This is a genomic window from Nocardia sp. NPDC050717 (assembly GCF_040654275.1).
Taxonomy (GTDB): Bacteria; Actinomycetota; Actinomycetes; order Mycobacteriales; family Mycobacteriaceae; genus Nocardia.
Genome location: NZ_JBFAHR010000008.1, coordinates 293,216 through 308,038, shown reverse-complemented (window position 1 = coordinate 308,038; position 14,823 = coordinate 293,216). Strand labels below are relative to the sequence as shown.

18 protein-coding genes are annotated in these 14,823 nt (G+C 69.1%); 4 read left to right on the top strand and 14 right to left on the bottom strand.

Going from position 1 to position 14,823, the window contains the following annotated elements; translation table 11 throughout:
• Positions 1–102: 102 nt before the first annotated feature.
• The 9 genes from rraA to AB0H56_RS18740 form a co-directional block, all read right to left on the bottom strand.
• Positions 103–591, bottom strand: a complete 489-nt coding sequence (rraA, locus tag AB0H56_RS18780) for a ribonuclease E activity regulator RraA (protein ID WP_110037998.1) — start codon at positions 589–591, stop codon at positions 103–105.
• Between the two features lie 13 nt (positions 592–604).
• Positions 605–1,060: an SRPBCC family protein gene (locus tag AB0H56_RS18775; protein WP_357164490.1), complete on the bottom strand. Its 456-nt coding sequence runs from the start codon at positions 1,058–1,060 to the stop codon at positions 605–607.
• 25 nt (positions 1,061–1,085) lie between these two features.
• On the bottom strand, positions 1,086–2,024 hold the full coding sequence (locus AB0H56_RS18770) for a CopD family protein (protein WP_357164487.1): 939 nt from the start codon (positions 2,022–2,024) through the stop codon (positions 1,086–1,088).
• Between the two features lie 7 nt (positions 2,025–2,031).
• Entirely contained in the window at positions 2,032–2,568 is a 537-nt protein-coding gene (locus AB0H56_RS18765) for a copper resistance CopC family protein (RefSeq protein ID WP_357164484.1), read from the bottom strand.
• Positions 2,568–3,215 (bottom strand): YcnI family protein, encoded by a 648-nt coding sequence (locus AB0H56_RS18760; protein ID WP_357164481.1) that lies wholly within the window; start codon positions 3,213–3,215, stop codon positions 2,568–2,570. Before AB0H56_RS18760 ends, AB0H56_RS18765 begins: the two co-directional genes overlap by 1 nt.
• A 40-nt stretch (positions 3,216–3,255) precedes the next feature.
• A complete protein-coding gene (locus AB0H56_RS18755; RefSeq protein WP_357164478.1) occupies positions 3,256–3,951 on the bottom strand; it encodes a hypothetical protein in 696 nt (231 codons plus the stop codon).
• 8 nt (positions 3,952–3,959) lie between these two features.
• Complete coding sequence (locus AB0H56_RS18750; protein WP_357164475.1) at positions 3,960–4,631, bottom strand: DUF6474 family protein; 672 nt, start codon at positions 4,629–4,631, stop codon at positions 3,960–3,962.
• Between the two features lie 186 nt (positions 4,632–4,817).
• The gene (locus AB0H56_RS18745) at positions 4,818–4,910 is read right to left on the bottom strand and encodes a zinc ribbon domain-containing protein (protein ID WP_357164536.1); all 93 of its coding nucleotides are present in this window, start codon (positions 4,908–4,910) and stop codon (positions 4,818–4,820) included.
• A complete protein-coding gene (locus AB0H56_RS18740) occupies positions 4,873–5,226 on the bottom strand; it encodes a transposase (RefSeq protein ID WP_357164473.1) in 354 nt (117 codons plus the stop codon). Before AB0H56_RS18740 ends, AB0H56_RS18745 begins: the two co-directional genes overlap by 38 nt.
• 351 nt (positions 5,227–5,577) lie before the next feature.
• On the opposite strand from AB0H56_RS18740, the gene AB0H56_RS18735 reads away from it, so the two are divergent.
• The 3 genes from AB0H56_RS18735 to AB0H56_RS18725 all read left to right on the top strand — a co-directional run bounded on the left by AB0H56_RS18735 (position 5,578) and on the right by AB0H56_RS18725 (position 9,702).
• The gene (locus AB0H56_RS18735; protein ID WP_357164533.1) at positions 5,578–7,173 is read left to right on the top strand and encodes a TM0106 family RecB-like putative nuclease; all 1,596 of its coding nucleotides are present in this window, start codon (positions 5,578–5,580) and stop codon (positions 7,171–7,173) included.
• A gap of 13 nt (positions 7,174–7,186) precedes the next feature.
• Positions 7,187–9,145: a molecular chaperone HtpG gene (gene htpG, locus AB0H56_RS18730; protein WP_357164470.1), complete on the top strand. Its 1,959-nt coding sequence runs from the start codon at positions 7,187–7,189 to the stop codon at positions 9,143–9,145.
• A 104-nt stretch (positions 9,146–9,249) separates the two neighbouring features.
• A complete protein-coding gene (locus AB0H56_RS18725; protein WP_357164467.1) occupies positions 9,250–9,702 on the top strand; it encodes a GNAT family N-acetyltransferase in 453 nt (150 codons plus the stop codon).
• 60 nt (positions 9,703–9,762) lie between these two features.
• Here the strand turns inward: AB0H56_RS18725 and AB0H56_RS18720 are convergent, their stop codons facing one another.
• Positions 9,763–10,530 (bottom strand): SDR family NAD(P)-dependent oxidoreductase, encoded by a 768-nt coding sequence (locus AB0H56_RS18720; RefSeq protein WP_110038007.1) that lies wholly within the window; start codon positions 10,528–10,530, stop codon positions 9,763–9,765.
• A gap of 175 nt (positions 10,531–10,705) precedes the next feature.
• Here AB0H56_RS18720 and AB0H56_RS18715 point away from each other — a divergent pair, with 175 nt between their 5' ends.
• Positions 10,706–11,350: a TetR/AcrR family transcriptional regulator gene (locus tag AB0H56_RS18715; protein ID WP_280220212.1), complete on the top strand. Its 645-nt coding sequence runs from the start codon at positions 10,706–10,708 to the stop codon at positions 11,348–11,350.
• On the opposite strand, the gene AB0H56_RS18710 is transcribed toward AB0H56_RS18715, so the two are convergent.
• The 4 genes from AB0H56_RS18710 to AB0H56_RS18695 all read right to left on the bottom strand — a co-directional run bounded on the left by AB0H56_RS18710 (position 11,326) and on the right by AB0H56_RS18695 (position 14,512).
• Positions 11,326–12,042: a TMEM165/GDT1 family protein gene (locus tag AB0H56_RS18710; protein ID WP_357164464.1), complete on the bottom strand. Its 717-nt coding sequence runs from the start codon at positions 12,040–12,042 to the stop codon at positions 11,326–11,328. The two genes, AB0H56_RS18715 and AB0H56_RS18710, sit on opposite strands and share 25 nt — an antisense overlap.
• A gap of 357 nt (positions 12,043–12,399) precedes the next feature.
• Complete coding sequence (locus AB0H56_RS18705; protein ID WP_357164461.1) at positions 12,400–12,927, bottom strand: peptidase; 528 nt, start codon at positions 12,925–12,927, stop codon at positions 12,400–12,402.
• A 213-nt stretch (positions 12,928–13,140) separates the two neighbouring features.
• On the bottom strand, positions 13,141–13,764 hold the full coding sequence (locus tag AB0H56_RS18700; protein ID WP_357164458.1) for a superoxide dismutase: 624 nt from the start codon (positions 13,762–13,764) through the stop codon (positions 13,141–13,143).
• Between the two features lie 136 nt (positions 13,765–13,900).
• A complete protein-coding gene (locus AB0H56_RS18695) occupies positions 13,901–14,512 on the bottom strand; it encodes a hypothetical protein (protein ID WP_357164455.1) in 612 nt (203 codons plus the stop codon).
• Positions 14,513–14,823: the final 311 nt, after the last annotated feature.

Sequence of the window (14,823 nt, the reverse complement as noted above, 5' to 3'; positions counted from 1 at the left end):
CGCCGATCGGGCGCCGGTGCGTAGGCGAGGTAGGAGCAAGCACCGGTGACCGATCGGCGGGACTGGAAGGGCCGCGACTCGAGCGCGCCAGCGCTCCAGATTTCAGTCCTCGGCGCGGACGACGATGCCGTCGTGGTCGCTGTAGAGCATTTCCCCGGGGACGAAGCTCACCCCACCGAACTCGACGGTGACGTCCTTCTCGCCGCTGCCGGTCTGGGTGCTCTTGCGCGGGTTGGTGCCCAGCGCCTTCACCCCGATGTCGAGGGTGCGCAGGATCGCCGAGTCGCGCACGGCGCCGTTGACGATCACGCCCGCCCACCCGTTGTCCACACCGCGGCCGGCGATGATGTCACCGACCAGGGCGGTGTGCACGCTCGCGCCGCCGTCGACGACGAGGACCTTGCCCTCGCCCGGCTCGCTCAGGGTCTGCTTGACCAGCAGGTTGTCCTGGAAGCAGCGGATCGTGGTGATCCGTCCGGCGAACGCGGCCCGGCCACCGAACTGGATGAACTGGGTGTCGCAGCTGCGGATCTCGGGGCCGATCTCATCGGCCAGATCGGCGGTGGCCACAACATTCGCTGATTCGGTCATGGTGCCGATTGTGTCAGGCGCTCTGCTGGTGGGCTTTGTTGATCTCCCTGATCAGGCTTTCTGTGGTGTGCTTCACGGCGACCTTGATGAACGGCTCGATGGTCTTGCCGAGCATCTTGCCCGCGATGCCGCCGGGCACGAAGTACTCGATGACGGCGTCGACCGTGCACACTTCCTCGCCCTTGGGCAGGAACTGGAAGGTGGTGATGATCTCGAACCCCTTGATCGCCTTGGTGGCGATCAGCCTGCCCTCTTCCCAGCGCACGACCTCGATGCGGGAGGTGAGCGAGGCGGGGCCGAGCCTCATCTTGCCGTCGAAGGTGGCGCCCACACCGGTGGTCTGCTCGGTGACCGGGGTGAACGATTCGATGCCGTACCAGAACTTCGGCAGGTTGTGGTAGTCGTTCATGAAATCGAACGCGGTCTTGGCCGGAGCCGCGCAGTCTTCGGCGATCCTCACTTCGGTCATGGCGGCAACTGTAGCGGCGGCGGGCTCACGCGGTGATCGCCAGTGTGGCGGCGAGGCCGAAGCCGACGGCCATCAGCGTCACCTCGAGCACGGCGTTGCGCAGCGAGATCTCGACCGTGACCCGGTGGTTCGCGGCCCGCGTCACCCAGGTGCGCCGCCACCACCAGCCCAGCCCGGTCAACGCGCACAGGACCGCGAACTTGGCCAGAAGGATCCGCCCGTATCCGCTGGTCCACAGCGGTTCGATGCCGCCGATGCGCACCAGCCCGTCGATCAGGCCGGTGAGCGCGATCGCCAGGACGAGCGGGGCGGCCACCCGCGAATAGACCGGCAGCGTCGATGCCCAGCCACCCCTCGTGCGCAACACCAGCGCCATGGCCAGCAGCAGGCCGAGCCACGCCGCGGCGGCCAGCGCGTGCACCGCGGCCAGCACCGAACCGAACATCTGCTGCGACATGTGCCCGGTGATCGGGCGCAGGGCCAGCGCGACGGCGGCGAACACCAGCACCAGATCGGCCGAGGCCGCGTCGGGCCGCCGGAATGCCACCGCGGCGTAGCAGGCGACCGCGCCGGTGCAGAACAGGATCGCGATGCCGATCTGGCCGCCGCTGAGTTCGGTGAGGAAGGTGCCGAAATCGGCGGCGCCGAGCGCGCGCACCGGCACCCCGACGATGTCGGCCGCCTCACCGGCCAGCACCGCGAACTCGGCGGCGAACCAGACCCCGGCGACCACGGCGAGTGGTCGCCAGTCGACCCGAAGCCGGGTGTCGAGCCGGGGCAGGGCGGCGAGTCCGATGACGGTCGCGCCCGCGACATCGGCGACGACCCGCGCGCAGGCCGCCGCCGGGAAACCGCCGTCGGCGCGCACCAGCCAGGCCAGCGCCACTCCGGCTACCGCCGCCACCGCGACCGGCGCCAGGATCCGCCACGGCGCGGTCCCCGGCGCCTGGCGCCCGGTCGCCATCGGGTGGCTACTTGCCGCGTCCGGCGCGGCCGCCGAGCAGCGCGACCGCGAGACCGGCGCCGAACAGCACGACACCGCCCGCGATGAACACCCACACGGGCACCCCGCCGGAATCGCCGCCGCCGTCGGCCTTGTCCTCGCCGGGCTTGGCGCCCGGGGTGCCGGTGCCCTCCTTGCTCAGCGTGAACTGCCGGGTCCCGCTCACGGGGTGGCCGTCGGCCGAGGTCACCCGGTACGCCAGCGTGTACTTGCCGACCGGGCCCAGCTCACCCAGTTCCACACTCACCGAACGGCCTTCGACGCTGGCCTCGCCCTTGGACCACAACCTGCCGTCGGGGCCCACCACGGTCAGCGACGGGAAGTTCGGCTGCAGTTCCTCGTTGAAGGTGATGCTGGCGCGCGCCGGGCCGACCTCGACGGTCGACCCGTCCTCGGGGACACTGCTCACGGCACCGGAGTGCGCGCCCGCGGTCCCCGCCGCGGCGAAGGCGCCCGCGAACAGCACCGCGAGCACGACGATCAGGAGACGAGCGGATCCGCGCATCACGACCTCCGCGACCGGAAGACGAGCCCGAGGCCGAGCGCCGCGGCGAACAGTCCGAGCGCGAGCCCGATGCCACCGAGCCAGCGCGCCACCGAATCCGGCTCGGATTCGGCCGAATCGGCGGAGGCGACGTGGTGATCGCCGCCCTCGGCGGCGTCCTTGTCGGCGAGGGTGATGGTGGGGGCCGGGTGTTCGGGCTCGGCGCCGTCGGTGCTCGGCTGATCCCAGGCGACGACCTTGCCGTCGCTGTAGGTCTGCTGCGCGGGGAACAGCACCGTGTCCTGGCTCGGCAGCGGGCCGAGCGAGAGCACGAACCGCTGGAACTGGCCGGGGCCGATGCCCGGGTTGCCCGGCTCCGCGGTCCAGGTGACGATGGCCTCGCCCTTGTCGTTCCGGGTGGTCTCGGCCTTCCAGCCGGCCAGTGGTTCGGTGCGAACGCCCTTCATCGCGGGCACGGTGACGCGCAGCCCGGTGGTCGACGCGGTATCGGATTCGTTGGGCACCTTGAAGGTGGCGACGGTGTAGCCGCCCTGCGCGGCGCCGGGCGCGTCGACGGTGACGTGGGCCGCCGCCGTGCCGCTCGCGGCGAGCACCAGGCCGACGGCGAGTGCGGCCGCGCCGGTGCAACGGGTGATGGAGTTGTGCATGGAATGCCTTCTGTCCGAAGAGGTCTGATGTCGTCTGGGATCAGGCGAACAGCGGCGGCGCGCGGGGGGAGCGCGCGCCCTTCGGACGGATGACGGGAACAGTGGCTCGTACGTCCGCCCAGCGGGTGTCCCGAGGGGCGAGCAGCGCGGCGGGCCGCCGCAGCAGCGCGCGGACCACACTCGACGCGGCCAGGTACAACCGCTCGGCGACGAGAATCAGTGCGGCACAGGCGAAGGCGGCCAGCACGTGGGCGGCGATCATCGGCGCGCCGGGCAGATGCGCGAACCCGTCGACACTCTCGTGGTGGCCGGGCGACCAGCTGAGCGCGTAGTGCCCGGCCCACTGCCCGCCGAGCAGGGCAAGCGCGGATCGGGCCGTGGCAGGCAGGGGCGGGATCCCGGTGTGGGCCGCCCGCAGATCGCCCAGCAGCGCGGGTCGCGCCGTTGCCGGCGCCGGCGGGTTCCCGGAGCGGGCCGCCCGCAGACCGTCCAGCACCGTGGCTGGAAGGTGTGCCACCCGCTGACCGCCCAGCGGCAGCCGGTACGAGCGCGGCGGTTGGGTGGTGGCGCCCGACGCGAACATCCCCGCCGCGAGTGAAACCAGCAGCAGCAGCGCGATATCCGCCGAGCGCGGCACAGTGCCACCGGCGATCCCGTGCGCAGCGACGGCCAGCGCGCCGACGAGAACGCCGCAGCCACCACCGCGTAGGCGGGCGGTGAGCTGCGGCGTCGGCACGGGACGGGTCAGCGCACGCCGAGGCGGGCGAGCGCGTCGTTCTCGAGCACCGAGAGCTCGGTGGAGATGGAGGCGTGCACGGCCTTGCGGCGCGCGGCGGGCATCTGCTCGGCGGTGTTCACCGCGACGGTCAGATCGGCCAGCCGGGACCGGGCGGCCGCGACGAACTTCTTGGTGTCGGCGTCACCGGGCGCGTCGGCGGCGACCTTGTCGAGCGCGCTCTCGGTGTTGGTGATGCGGGCCTGCAGGCGCGCGCCGTGGCCGCTGAACTCACCGAGCTGGTCGAGCCCGATACCCAGCTGCTGCGCCTTGCGCGCGTCGAGCTGCCCGCGCACGAAGGTCGCGGCGCGGTAGGCCAGCGGCGTGAGCACGGGGACGAGCACCCGGGCCACCCCGATGTACTTGCGGATCTGGCTCGCGCTGAACAGCTCGCGGTCGGCCTTGGCCGCCAGCTTCTCGGCGGCCTTCTCCTCGGCCTGCAGCGTCGCGATCTGGGCCTTGGCCACCTTGGCCTCGGTCTTGGCCTGCGCCTTGGCCGCCCTGCGGGTGGTGCGTTCGCTCGCCTTGGCCGCCTTGCGCTCGTTCTTGGCGCCGAGCTTCGCCTCGACGGCGGCTTTGTGCTTGAGTGCCTTCGCCTCCGCGCGTCGGCTCGGCCGCCGCTTGCGCTTGAACAACCCCATGAGATCAGGCCCTCCGTCATGCTCACCAAGTCGTGAGGCAGCACCGCCGGGAGCGGCCCGCCACTTGCCACTTCGTAGCGTAGTGGGTTGACATCTCCCTGCCCGGAAGGGCGGGGATTCCTGCTTCACCATCAGCTGCCGACAAGGAGTACTCCTTCGCGGACTTACACCGACTCCACAAGCGTTTCACCTCTCTGCCAGCCCGGCAGCGAGGATATTGCGTGCCGCGTTCACATCCCGGTCATGGACCGCCCCACAGCGACATGTCCACCGCCGAATGTTCAGCGACAGCTTGGTCCTCGATCGCGACCGCTTGGTTCTCACGGATCAGCCTCGTGGACAGTTTGTGCAGGAAATCGGTACGCCGATCGGTAATCCTCGCATGAATGCGGGCCACCTTCCGGCGCGCCTTCTCCCGGTTGTCGGACCCCAGCACTTTGCGGGCCAAGGTGCGTTGCGCCTTCGCCAATCTGCGCCGGTCGGCGCGCTCGTGGCGCGGATTGGTGATCTTCTCCCCGGTGGACAGTGCGGCCAGCGAGTCGATGCCCACATCCACGCCAACGGTCTTCGTCGTGGATGGCAACGCGATGATCATTTCTTCGACGAGTAGGGACACGAACCACCGGCCCTGTCGCGCGACATCGTCACCGTCGACGGCGCCGCACCGTCAGGCAGCACCCGCGACCAGTGGATGTCGAGTGGCTCGGTCATCTTCGCCAGCGCTTCACCACCTTCGCCATGCTTCACACAATATCGGACCACAGTGTAAGACGACACGCTTCCGCTTCACTGGGAAGGACCGACTGGGCATTGTGTCGGGGGGTACGACCATACTGCTTGCGTGCGTGCAGCCGAGGACGACTTCGACGGCGGGCCGGTGCATCGCCCGGCCCCCGCTTCCGCTGCGCTCGATCGAGGTGCCGAAACCGGGGTCGCCGAGGCCCGGATCGCCTTCCTGGACGCGCGCTCGCTGATCGGGTGCAGGCATCGCCTGCGCCTGGACGCCGAGTATCCCGAAGTGATCGCCGAGGTCAGGGAGGATCCGGGGGTTCAGCAGCGCAGGGAGGCGGCGAGCACGCATCGCGCCAGGGTGCGCGACGAGCTGGTCTCGGCCGCCCCCGCCGACTGGGTGGTGATCGATCCGGCGCTGCGCGCGCGGGAGAAGGCGGCGGCGACGATGGCCGCGATGGAGGCGGGCGCCCCGCGCATCTGGGGTGGGCTGCTGCCGCAGGAACCCGATACCGGCCGGCGCGGCGGCGCCGAGTTCCTGCTGCGCGATCTCGATCGCGGTGGCTACATCCCGATCATCGTGGTCAACCACAAGATCACCGACCCGCGTCGCCCCGACCCGGCCGATTTCCACCCGCTCACCTCGGAGCTGCACCGCTGGGAGCCGCGCCGCGACAAGCACGTGAAGCTGCGCCCGCAGCCGCGCGACCAGCAGCGCCTCGCGCACCTGTACCGGATGTTGCAGCGGCACGGCATGGCCAGCCCCGCCCTGGTCGGCGGTGCGATCGGCCTCGCCTTCGACCGCATCCTCGTGCACGACCTCACCACCGTGCTCGCCGACTACGACCTGCGCTACGGCGATCGCATCGCCGTGGTCCGCGGCGAGCTGCCGACCCAGCCGTCGAAGGTGCCCGAGTGCAGGCAGTGCCCGTGGTGGGTGCGTGGGCCCGGTGGGGAACCGAGTTGTGAGGGGCAGCTGGCGGTCATGCGCGATGTCAGCCTGGTCGCGCCCGGTTCCCGGGCCGACGTGCTGCGCGTGCACGGTGTGCAGACCGTCGACGAACTGGCCGCCTGGGAGGGCGACGACCCCGACGACTGGCAGCACGGACCCTTCTCCGAAACGGTGGTCACCGCCCGCGCCTGGATCGCGGGCGCGCCACTGGTGCGCCGCTTCGACACGGTGAGCGTGCGCCGCGCCGACGTGGAGGTCGACGTTGACCTGGAGAGCTACCAGGAGGACGGTGCCTACCTGTGGGGCACGCTGCTCGACGGCGTGTACCGCCCGTTCGTCACCTGGGACCCGCTGCCCACCGAGGACGAGGGCCGCTCCTTCGGCGAGTTCTGGACCTGGCTCATGCGGGTGCGCGCCGACGCGCACGCGGTGGGCAAGACCTTCGCCGCCTACTGCTACTCGCGCACCGCCGAGGACAAGTGGCTCTACGAGTCGGCCCGCCGCTTCGCGGGCAAGCCGGGCGTGCCCACCCACGAGGAGGTCCGCGCCTTCGTCGACTCACCCGAATGGGTCGACATGTTCCAGGCCGTGACCGACCAGTTCATCTGCCCGAACGGCAAGGGCCTCAAGAAGATCGCGCCCGTCGCCGGCTTCGGCTGGCGCGACCCGGAAGCGGGCGGCGAGGCCTCCATGGGCTGGTATCGCCGGGCCGTCGGCTACGACGCCGCCGTCGACATGTCCCAGCGCACCCGCCTGTTCGAATACAACGAAGACGACGTGCGCGCCACCCAGGTGCTGCGGGAGTGGATGACCCAGCGCGCCGTCGCCGAGGTTCCCTCGCTGGCCGACTTCGGGCGGTAATAACATCGGTGCTGTGACAGAGCACGTCGAAACCCTCGAGTTCCAGGCCGAGACCCATCAGCTCCTGGAGCTGATGATCCACTCGGTCTACTCCAACAAAGACACGTTCCTGCGGGAGCTGATCTCGAACGCTTCCGACGCACTGGACAAGCTGAAGCTGGCCACGTTCCAGGACAAGGACCTCGTCGCCGACACCTCCGACCTGCACATCGAGCTGGAGGTCGCGGCCGACGAGCGGGTCCTGACCGTGCGCGACAACGGCATCGGCATGTCCCGCGCCGAGGTCGTCGACCTGATCGGCACCCTCGCCAAGTCGGGCACCGCGGAGCTGCGCCGCAAGCTCACCGAGGCCAAGTCCGACGCCGCGGCCGAGGAGCTGATCGGCCAGTTCGGCATCGGCTTCTACTCCACCTTCATGGTCGCCGACAAGGTCACGCTGACCACCCGCAAGGCGGGCGAGACCGAGGGCACCCGCTGGGAGGCCGCCGCGGGCAGCTCCACCTACACGATCGACACCGTCGTCGACGCCCCGCAGGGCACCGCGGTGACCCTGCAGCTCAAGCCCGCCGACGAGGACGATCACCTCTTCGATTACACGCAGGAATGGAAGCTGCGCGAGATCGTCCGCAAGTACTCCGATTTCATCGCCTGGCCGATCCGCATGCAGGTCGAGCGCACCGTGATGGAGGGCGAGGGCGAGGACAAGGTCGAGAAGACCGTCGTCGAGGACCAGACGCTCAACTCGCAGAAGGCGCTGTGGACGCGCCCGCGCAGCGAGGTCTCCGACGAGGAGTACAAGGAGTTCTACCACCACGTCTCGCACGCCTGGGACGAGCCGCTCGAGATCATCCCGATGAAGGCCGAGGGCACCTTCGAGTACCAGGCGCTGCTGTTCATCCCGTCGACCGCGCCGTTCGACCTGTTCACCCGCGAGCACAAGCGCGGTGTGCAGCTCTATGTGCGGCGCGTGTTCATCATGGACAACTGCGAAGAGCTGATGCCGGAGTACCTGCGCTTCGTCAAGGGTGTGGTCGACGCGCAGGACCTCTCGCTCAACGTCTCCCGCGAGATCCTGCAGCAGGACCGCCAGATCCAGATGATCCGCAAGCGCCTGGTCAAGAAGGTGCTCTCCACGGTCAAGGATCTGCAGGGCGCCGAGGACCAGACCAAGTACCAGACCTTCTGGGCGCAGTTCGGCCGGGTCCTCAAGGAGGGCTTGCTCTCCGACACCGACAACCGCGAAACCCTGCTCACCGTCTCGTCTTTCGCCTCGACCGCCTCGGAGTCCGAGCTCACCACGCTGAAGCAGTACGTGGAGCGGATGCCGGAGGGCCAGGACGCGATCTACTACATGACCGGCGAAAGCCGTGCGCAGGTGGAGAATTCGCCGCACCTGGAGGCATTCAAGGCCAAGGGCCGCGAGGTGCTGATCCTGACCGACCCGGTCGACGAGATGTGGGTCGGCTCGGTGCCGGAGTTCGACGGCAAGAAGTTCCAGTCCATCGCCAAGGGCGAGGTCGACCTGGAGACCGAGGAGGAGAAGAAGGAGACCGAGGCCCTGCGCGAACAGCAGGACAAGGACTTCGCCGATCTGCTCACCTGGCTCGGCAAGACCCTCGACGATGTCGCCAAGGAGGTGCGCCTGACCAACCGGCTCACCACCTCGCCCGCCTGCCTGGTCGGTGATGTCTTCGACTTCACCCCGATGCTCGAGCGCATGTACCGCGCCTCGGGTCAGGCGCTGCCGGAATCCAAGCGCATCCTCGAGCTCAACCCGACCCACCCGCTGGTCACCGGCCTGCGCGACGCCTATGACGCGCGCAAGTCCGACGCCGACGAGGGCAAGGTCCCCGAGCTCGCCGAGACCGCCGAACTGCTCTACGGCACCGCGGTTCTCGCCGAGGGCGGCGAACTGAAGGACCCGGCACGGTTCGCCCAGCTGCTCACCGAGCGGTTGACCCGCACCGTCTGACGCTGTCGCGCACCGCCTCCTCACGCCGCTGGGGAGGCGGTCACGCGAGTTCCACTGTGTGGAATCCGGATGCCGACCGGCCGGTCGACCCGCACTATGGAGGGATGGCGGCGGGGCACGACATCCGCCGGGCGCGGCCCGGCGACTACGACGGCCTGATCGGGGTGGTCGATCACTGGTGGGGCAGAACCGTGGTCCCCAGCCTGCCGAGGCTGTTCCTCGACCACTTCCACCGCACCAGCCTGGTGGCCAGTGACGAGGACGGAATCTCCGGTTTCCTCATCGGTTTCGGCTCGCCGTCGGATCCCGACGCGGCCTACATCCATTTCGTCGGCGTCCGTCCCGACGCCCGCAAGGTCGGCCTCGGCCGCACCCTCTACGACCAGTTCTTCGAGCTGGCCAGGGCCGACGGCCGAAAGGTGGTCTCCGCCATCACCTCACCGGCCAACTTCACCTCCATCGACTTCCACCGCAGCCTCGGCTTCACCGTCACGGGCCCGATCCCCGACTACAACGGCCCCGGCCGCTCGCTCATCACCTTCGAGCGCACGCTCTGACGCCGAACGCGCGACTGCCCGCCGCCGGAAACCGGCGACGGGCAGTCTTCGCTGTCAGGGTCAGCGCGGGGCCATGCGCAGGGCGCCGTCCATGCGGATGGTCTCGCCGTTGAGGTAGTCGTGCGCGGCGATGTACTCGACCAGCTGGGCGTACTCGTCCGGGCGGCCCAGGCGCGACGGGAACGGGACGCCGGCCTCGAGGCCCTTGCGGTATTCCTCGGTGACGCCGGCCAGCATCGGGGTGTCGATGATGCCGGGGGCGATGGTGTTCACGCGGATGCCGAACTGGGCCAGGTCGCGCGCGGCCGGGACGGTCATGCCGTGCACGCCACCCTTGGACGCGGAGTAGGCGATCTGGCCGATCTGGCCCTCGAACGCGGCGACCGACGCGGTGTTGATCACCACGCCGCGCTGGCCGTACTCGTCGACCGGCTCGGTCTTGGCGATGGCGTCCGCGGCCAGGCGCATCACGTTGAACGTGCCGAGCAGGTTCACGGTGATGACGGTGCGGAACAGCTCCAGGTCGTGCGGGCCGTTCTTGGACAGGATGCGGCCCGCCCAGCCGACGCCGGCACAGTTGACCACGATGCGCAGCGGCGCCGGGCCCTCGGTGATCTTGGCGATCGCGGCGGCGACCTCGTCGTTGCTGGTGACGTCGGCCGCGATCAGGGTGACACCGGCGGGCACGTTGTCGCCTGCGCGCTCGATGGACGCCGGAACGTCGAGCCCGAAGACGGTGGCACCGGCCTCGGCCAGTCGCTTGGCGGTGGCGGCACCGAGGCCGGACGCGCCCCCGGTGACGATGGCGGCGGAACCCGAAATCTCCACGATGGTCCTCTCGTTCGTGACAGCCAGTTGGCACTTCGTCAATGGCACCTTAGCCGGTCGGACTCGAGGCGCACATCACCTCCTCACCGACCCATGGGTAGCGTGGCCAACCACGCGCGGCGCCGACCGCGCAGAATGGAACGGCAAGCCCGCACCTCGAGCACGGAGTTCGACGATGAGCGATTCGGCATCCACCCTGCGCCAGCTCCCGCGCGGACGGCACCATCTCTCCCGCGAGGAAGTGGTGGCCTCGCAGCGGGAGCGCATCCTCGTCGCGATGGGTGAGGCGATGACCGAGGGCGGCTACGTCGGCACTCCGGTGGCCGCGGTGCTCAAACGGGCCGGAGTCTCGCGCGAGACGTTCTACGAGCTGTTCCGCTCCAAGGAGGACTGCTTCGCGGCCGCCTTCGACCGGGTCTCCGGCCTGCTCGCCGCCCGACTACAGGAGGTGATCGCCGAGACCGCCGAGGCCGACGCGTTCACCAGGATGGATCGCATCCTCACCGCCTACTTCGATCACATGATCGACGACCCGGCCTCGGCCCGGTTGTTCCTGATGGAGGTGTACGCGGTCGGTCCGTCGGCGGTCAAGGCCCGGATGGAGCTGCAGAGCCGTTTCGTGGCGGTGGTGGCGGCCATGCTCGGCGCGCAGACCGCCGAGCAGCAGTTCGCCTGCGCGACGCTGGCCGCGGCGATCGGCGCCATGGTCACCGGCAAGATCGCGGCCGAGGATCTGGACGGGCTCCGCGATCTGAAGGAACCGCTGATCGACCTGGCCCGCCGCTCCGGATCGGTCTATGGCAACGCCTTCACCGACTGATCGGCGTCCACCGCGACCGTCGTCGCGCGCGGGCGGAAGAACCGCCATGCGCCGATGCCGAGACCGACCACGGCCGGGGCGAGCAGGGCGAGGCCGGTCGAACCCCAGCCGCCCAGGCTCGGCACGAAGGCGTCGAGCGTGGTCTTGGCCGCGAAGAACAGGAACAGCAGGCCCGAGGTGAACGCGATGCCGCGTTCGGGCAGGTGCTTACCGGCGAGCTTGCCGACCAGGATCGCCAGCCCACCGGCGGCGACCATGCCCGCCGCCGAGCCGATCCAGACGGCCAGCCAGCCGTTGTTCGAGGCCAGCGCGGCCGCGGCGAACATGGTGCGGTCGCCGAGTTCGGCGAGCATGAAGGCGGAGATGACGACGAGGAAGGCGTTGCGTGTGCTCGGCGGCGGCGTGTCCTCGGCGTCCTCGGCCGGGCCGAGCGCGTCCCGCAGCGTCCACAGGCCGACGGCGAGCAGGGTGAGCGCGGTGACGACGGCGATGGCGCTCGCGGGCAGCGCGGTCCCGAGGAAATGGCCGACGCCCGCGGCGATGAGGTTCACGGCCACGCTGGCGACGCTGATGCCGATGAGCACCACCCACCAGCGGTAGCGCAGCGCGAAGGTCAGCGCCATCAGCTGCGATTTGTCGCCGAGCTCGGCGAGGAAGATCACGCCGAAGCTCAGCAGGATCGTGGCGATCATGAGTCAGCTCCCAGGTGGATACTCCGGCCTGCGGCTGAAAACGGGTGCGCCTTCAGCCACACCGGTCTACGGATCGGTTCGTGGCCGAAGGTCTCGCCCACCGGTGGTCACCGGTTCGCGCAGCCGGACCGCGCCGAGTGCGGCGCCGATCAGTATGTCGACTGGGCGATTGCGGGCTACTCCCCTTCGCTGCTGTCCACCCTAGCCCGATTGCTGCCGGTGTGCCAACTCTGTGTAATCGAAATCGCTATGGGCACAAGAAGTTTGGCTGTGCGGCCCGGATAGTTCGGTTTCCCTGAATTCACCGGGCAGGCGACCCCGTTGCCCGGCATTCGCCGGACCTTCCGGGTGAAAGCCTCAGGCGGCCAGCAACATCGCGAGCACGGCGGTGTCGGGATCGCTGATCAGATCCATGCCGACCCGGCTCACCAGCGAGGTGACCGTCCCGTCGAGCTCGGCCTCGGCCCAGGCCGCGCGATGCTCGAGACCCAGATGCGGCACGCCGGGCAGCAGCACGCAGCCCGAGGCTGCGCCGACGCACTCCGGCAGCGAGGGCCTGGTCTCCGACGGCGGATGCAGCATCAGCAGGGCGGGCGGGACGTGACCGGCGAAGCGGCCCGGCTCCACCGCCTCGTCACCGAGCACCGGCCCCTCGGCCAGCACCAACCCGACCGTGCCCGGCTCCGGATCGTCGGGCAGGTCCTCGCGTACCCCGAACACCGTGGAGGTGGTCAGCAGGCCGGGCATCGAGGCCACCCGCACCGCGAGGACCAGCACCTGGGCCCATTCCTTGGTGGTGTCCGGCCAGCGGCCCGAGACCACGAAACCCTGTAGATGACCGCGCGCCTGGAACGGCGTGATCCCGATCGGACCATTCGTCGTCATGATGGCCTCCCGAACTGCGGGGGCGACGGTGCCCTGTGTAGTTCAGGAATAACCCGAAACTCATCTGGCACACAAGTACCAGTGAGTGCCAGCCCGCCGCTCCGCGACCTCTGCCCGACGAGTTACCCATGTCGGTGCGAGATCAGGCGAGATGACAGAGGCCCCGACGTATGTCGGGGCCCCTGGTTGGCTCGGCTACTCAGCCTCGGCTACTCAGCCGAAGATGAGGCCCTTGCCCTGGGTGACGGCGCGAGCGAAGCGCTCCTGCACGTCGGCCCAGTTGACGACGTTCCAGAACGCGGTCACGTAGTCGGCCTTGACGTTCTTGTACTGCAGGTAGAAGGCGTGCTCCCACATGTCGACCTGCAGCAGCGGGATGATGCCGATCGGCACGTTGGCCTGCTGGTCGTACAGCTGGAAGGTCAGCAGCTTCTGGCCGAGGGTGTCGTAACCGAGGACGGCCCAGCCGGAGCCCTGCAGGCCGTTGGCGGCCGCGGTGAACTGCGCGCGGAACTTGTCGAACGAACCGAACTGGTCGTCGATCGCGGCGGCCAGGTCGCCGACCGGCTTGTCGCCACCGTTGGGGGAGAGGTTCTTCCACCAGATGGAGTGGTTGGTGTGGCCACCGAGGTGGAACGCCAGGTTCTTCTCGTTCAGGAAGATGGCGGCATGGTCGCCGGCCTCACGGGCGGCTTCCAGCTTCTCCAGCGCGGCGTTCGCGCCGGCCACGTAGGCGGCGTGGTGCTTGGTGAAGTGGATCTCGTTGATCTGTCCCGAGATGTGCGGCTCCAGCGCGCTGAAGTCCCAATCGAGTTCGGGCAGTGTGTAGACGGCCACGATGTCCCTTTCCGTGTGTCGGGCTGTGTGCGCCCATTCGGTCGAGCACACCAACCATCATTCGTACACCCGCTCGCTGCAACCGCAGGCGTGCGGCCCCGCATTCCCGCGCGGAGCGGATGTCGACGCGGTCGGGCTACAGCGGTGGGGCGACCTCGGCCTTCGAGGCCCTGGCGTCGCCGGCATCGTGCGCGGCCCACCAGCGCTTGCCGCCCTCGATGAACTCGGCCATCGGAATCTCGCGACCGCTCGGGTCGGCGACGGTGATCTTGTCGAACCAGACGCGAACATCGAGTTCGCGCGGATCGATGCCCTCTTCCTGGGAGAACTCGATGACATGCGCCGCGATCCGGTGCTCGAGCACGGTGTCGAAGCTGAGCAGCTCGCTCCACAGGGTCCAGCCGCTGTCGTCGAGATCGATGAATTCCCAGCCGTGCAGGCCGCCGCCGCCGAAGCTCTCGATGGCCTCGTCGAGCTGGTCGAGGGTGAGGGGGAGGACGCGGGCGTCGATGTCGTCCCAGCGCTGGATGCGCAGGGACGCGGCGACCCGGGTGACTCCGGTGAAGGTGAGCAGGACTTTCGACTCGGTCGGTGCCGAGCTGTCGGCGGGTAGCGTCAGCACCTCGAGAGCGAGCTGCAGGCGCCCCGCCGCGGCGTCCACCTCTACTCCGAGACAGGTTGATTCGGACAAAGCGGTATTCAGGCCGTTGATGTCGAAACTGTCGAGTAGCCCCCTGCTCGTGTTCATGCGCCCAGGCTACCGATCCGCCCGCCCAGATCCCAGGATTTAGGATTTTCTCTAGTGTTGTCGTTTTTTATGGAACCGATCGGGCCCGGCTCGCGTCCAAGTAGATGTCGGGTCCGGTACAACCCCGGATCTCGACGTCAGCGGCGGGCAGCCGCTCCGGGATGACATGGAGGGGAGTCCCGGATCGGTTGCCCCGCCCGCTGTTCTTCCCGATGCGACCTCGGTTGATAGCCCATGCCTCGAAATAGTGTGCTGACCGATAGCTGAGACCTGTGGATCACCCTGTGGATTCTGTGGATAACCGAGATCCA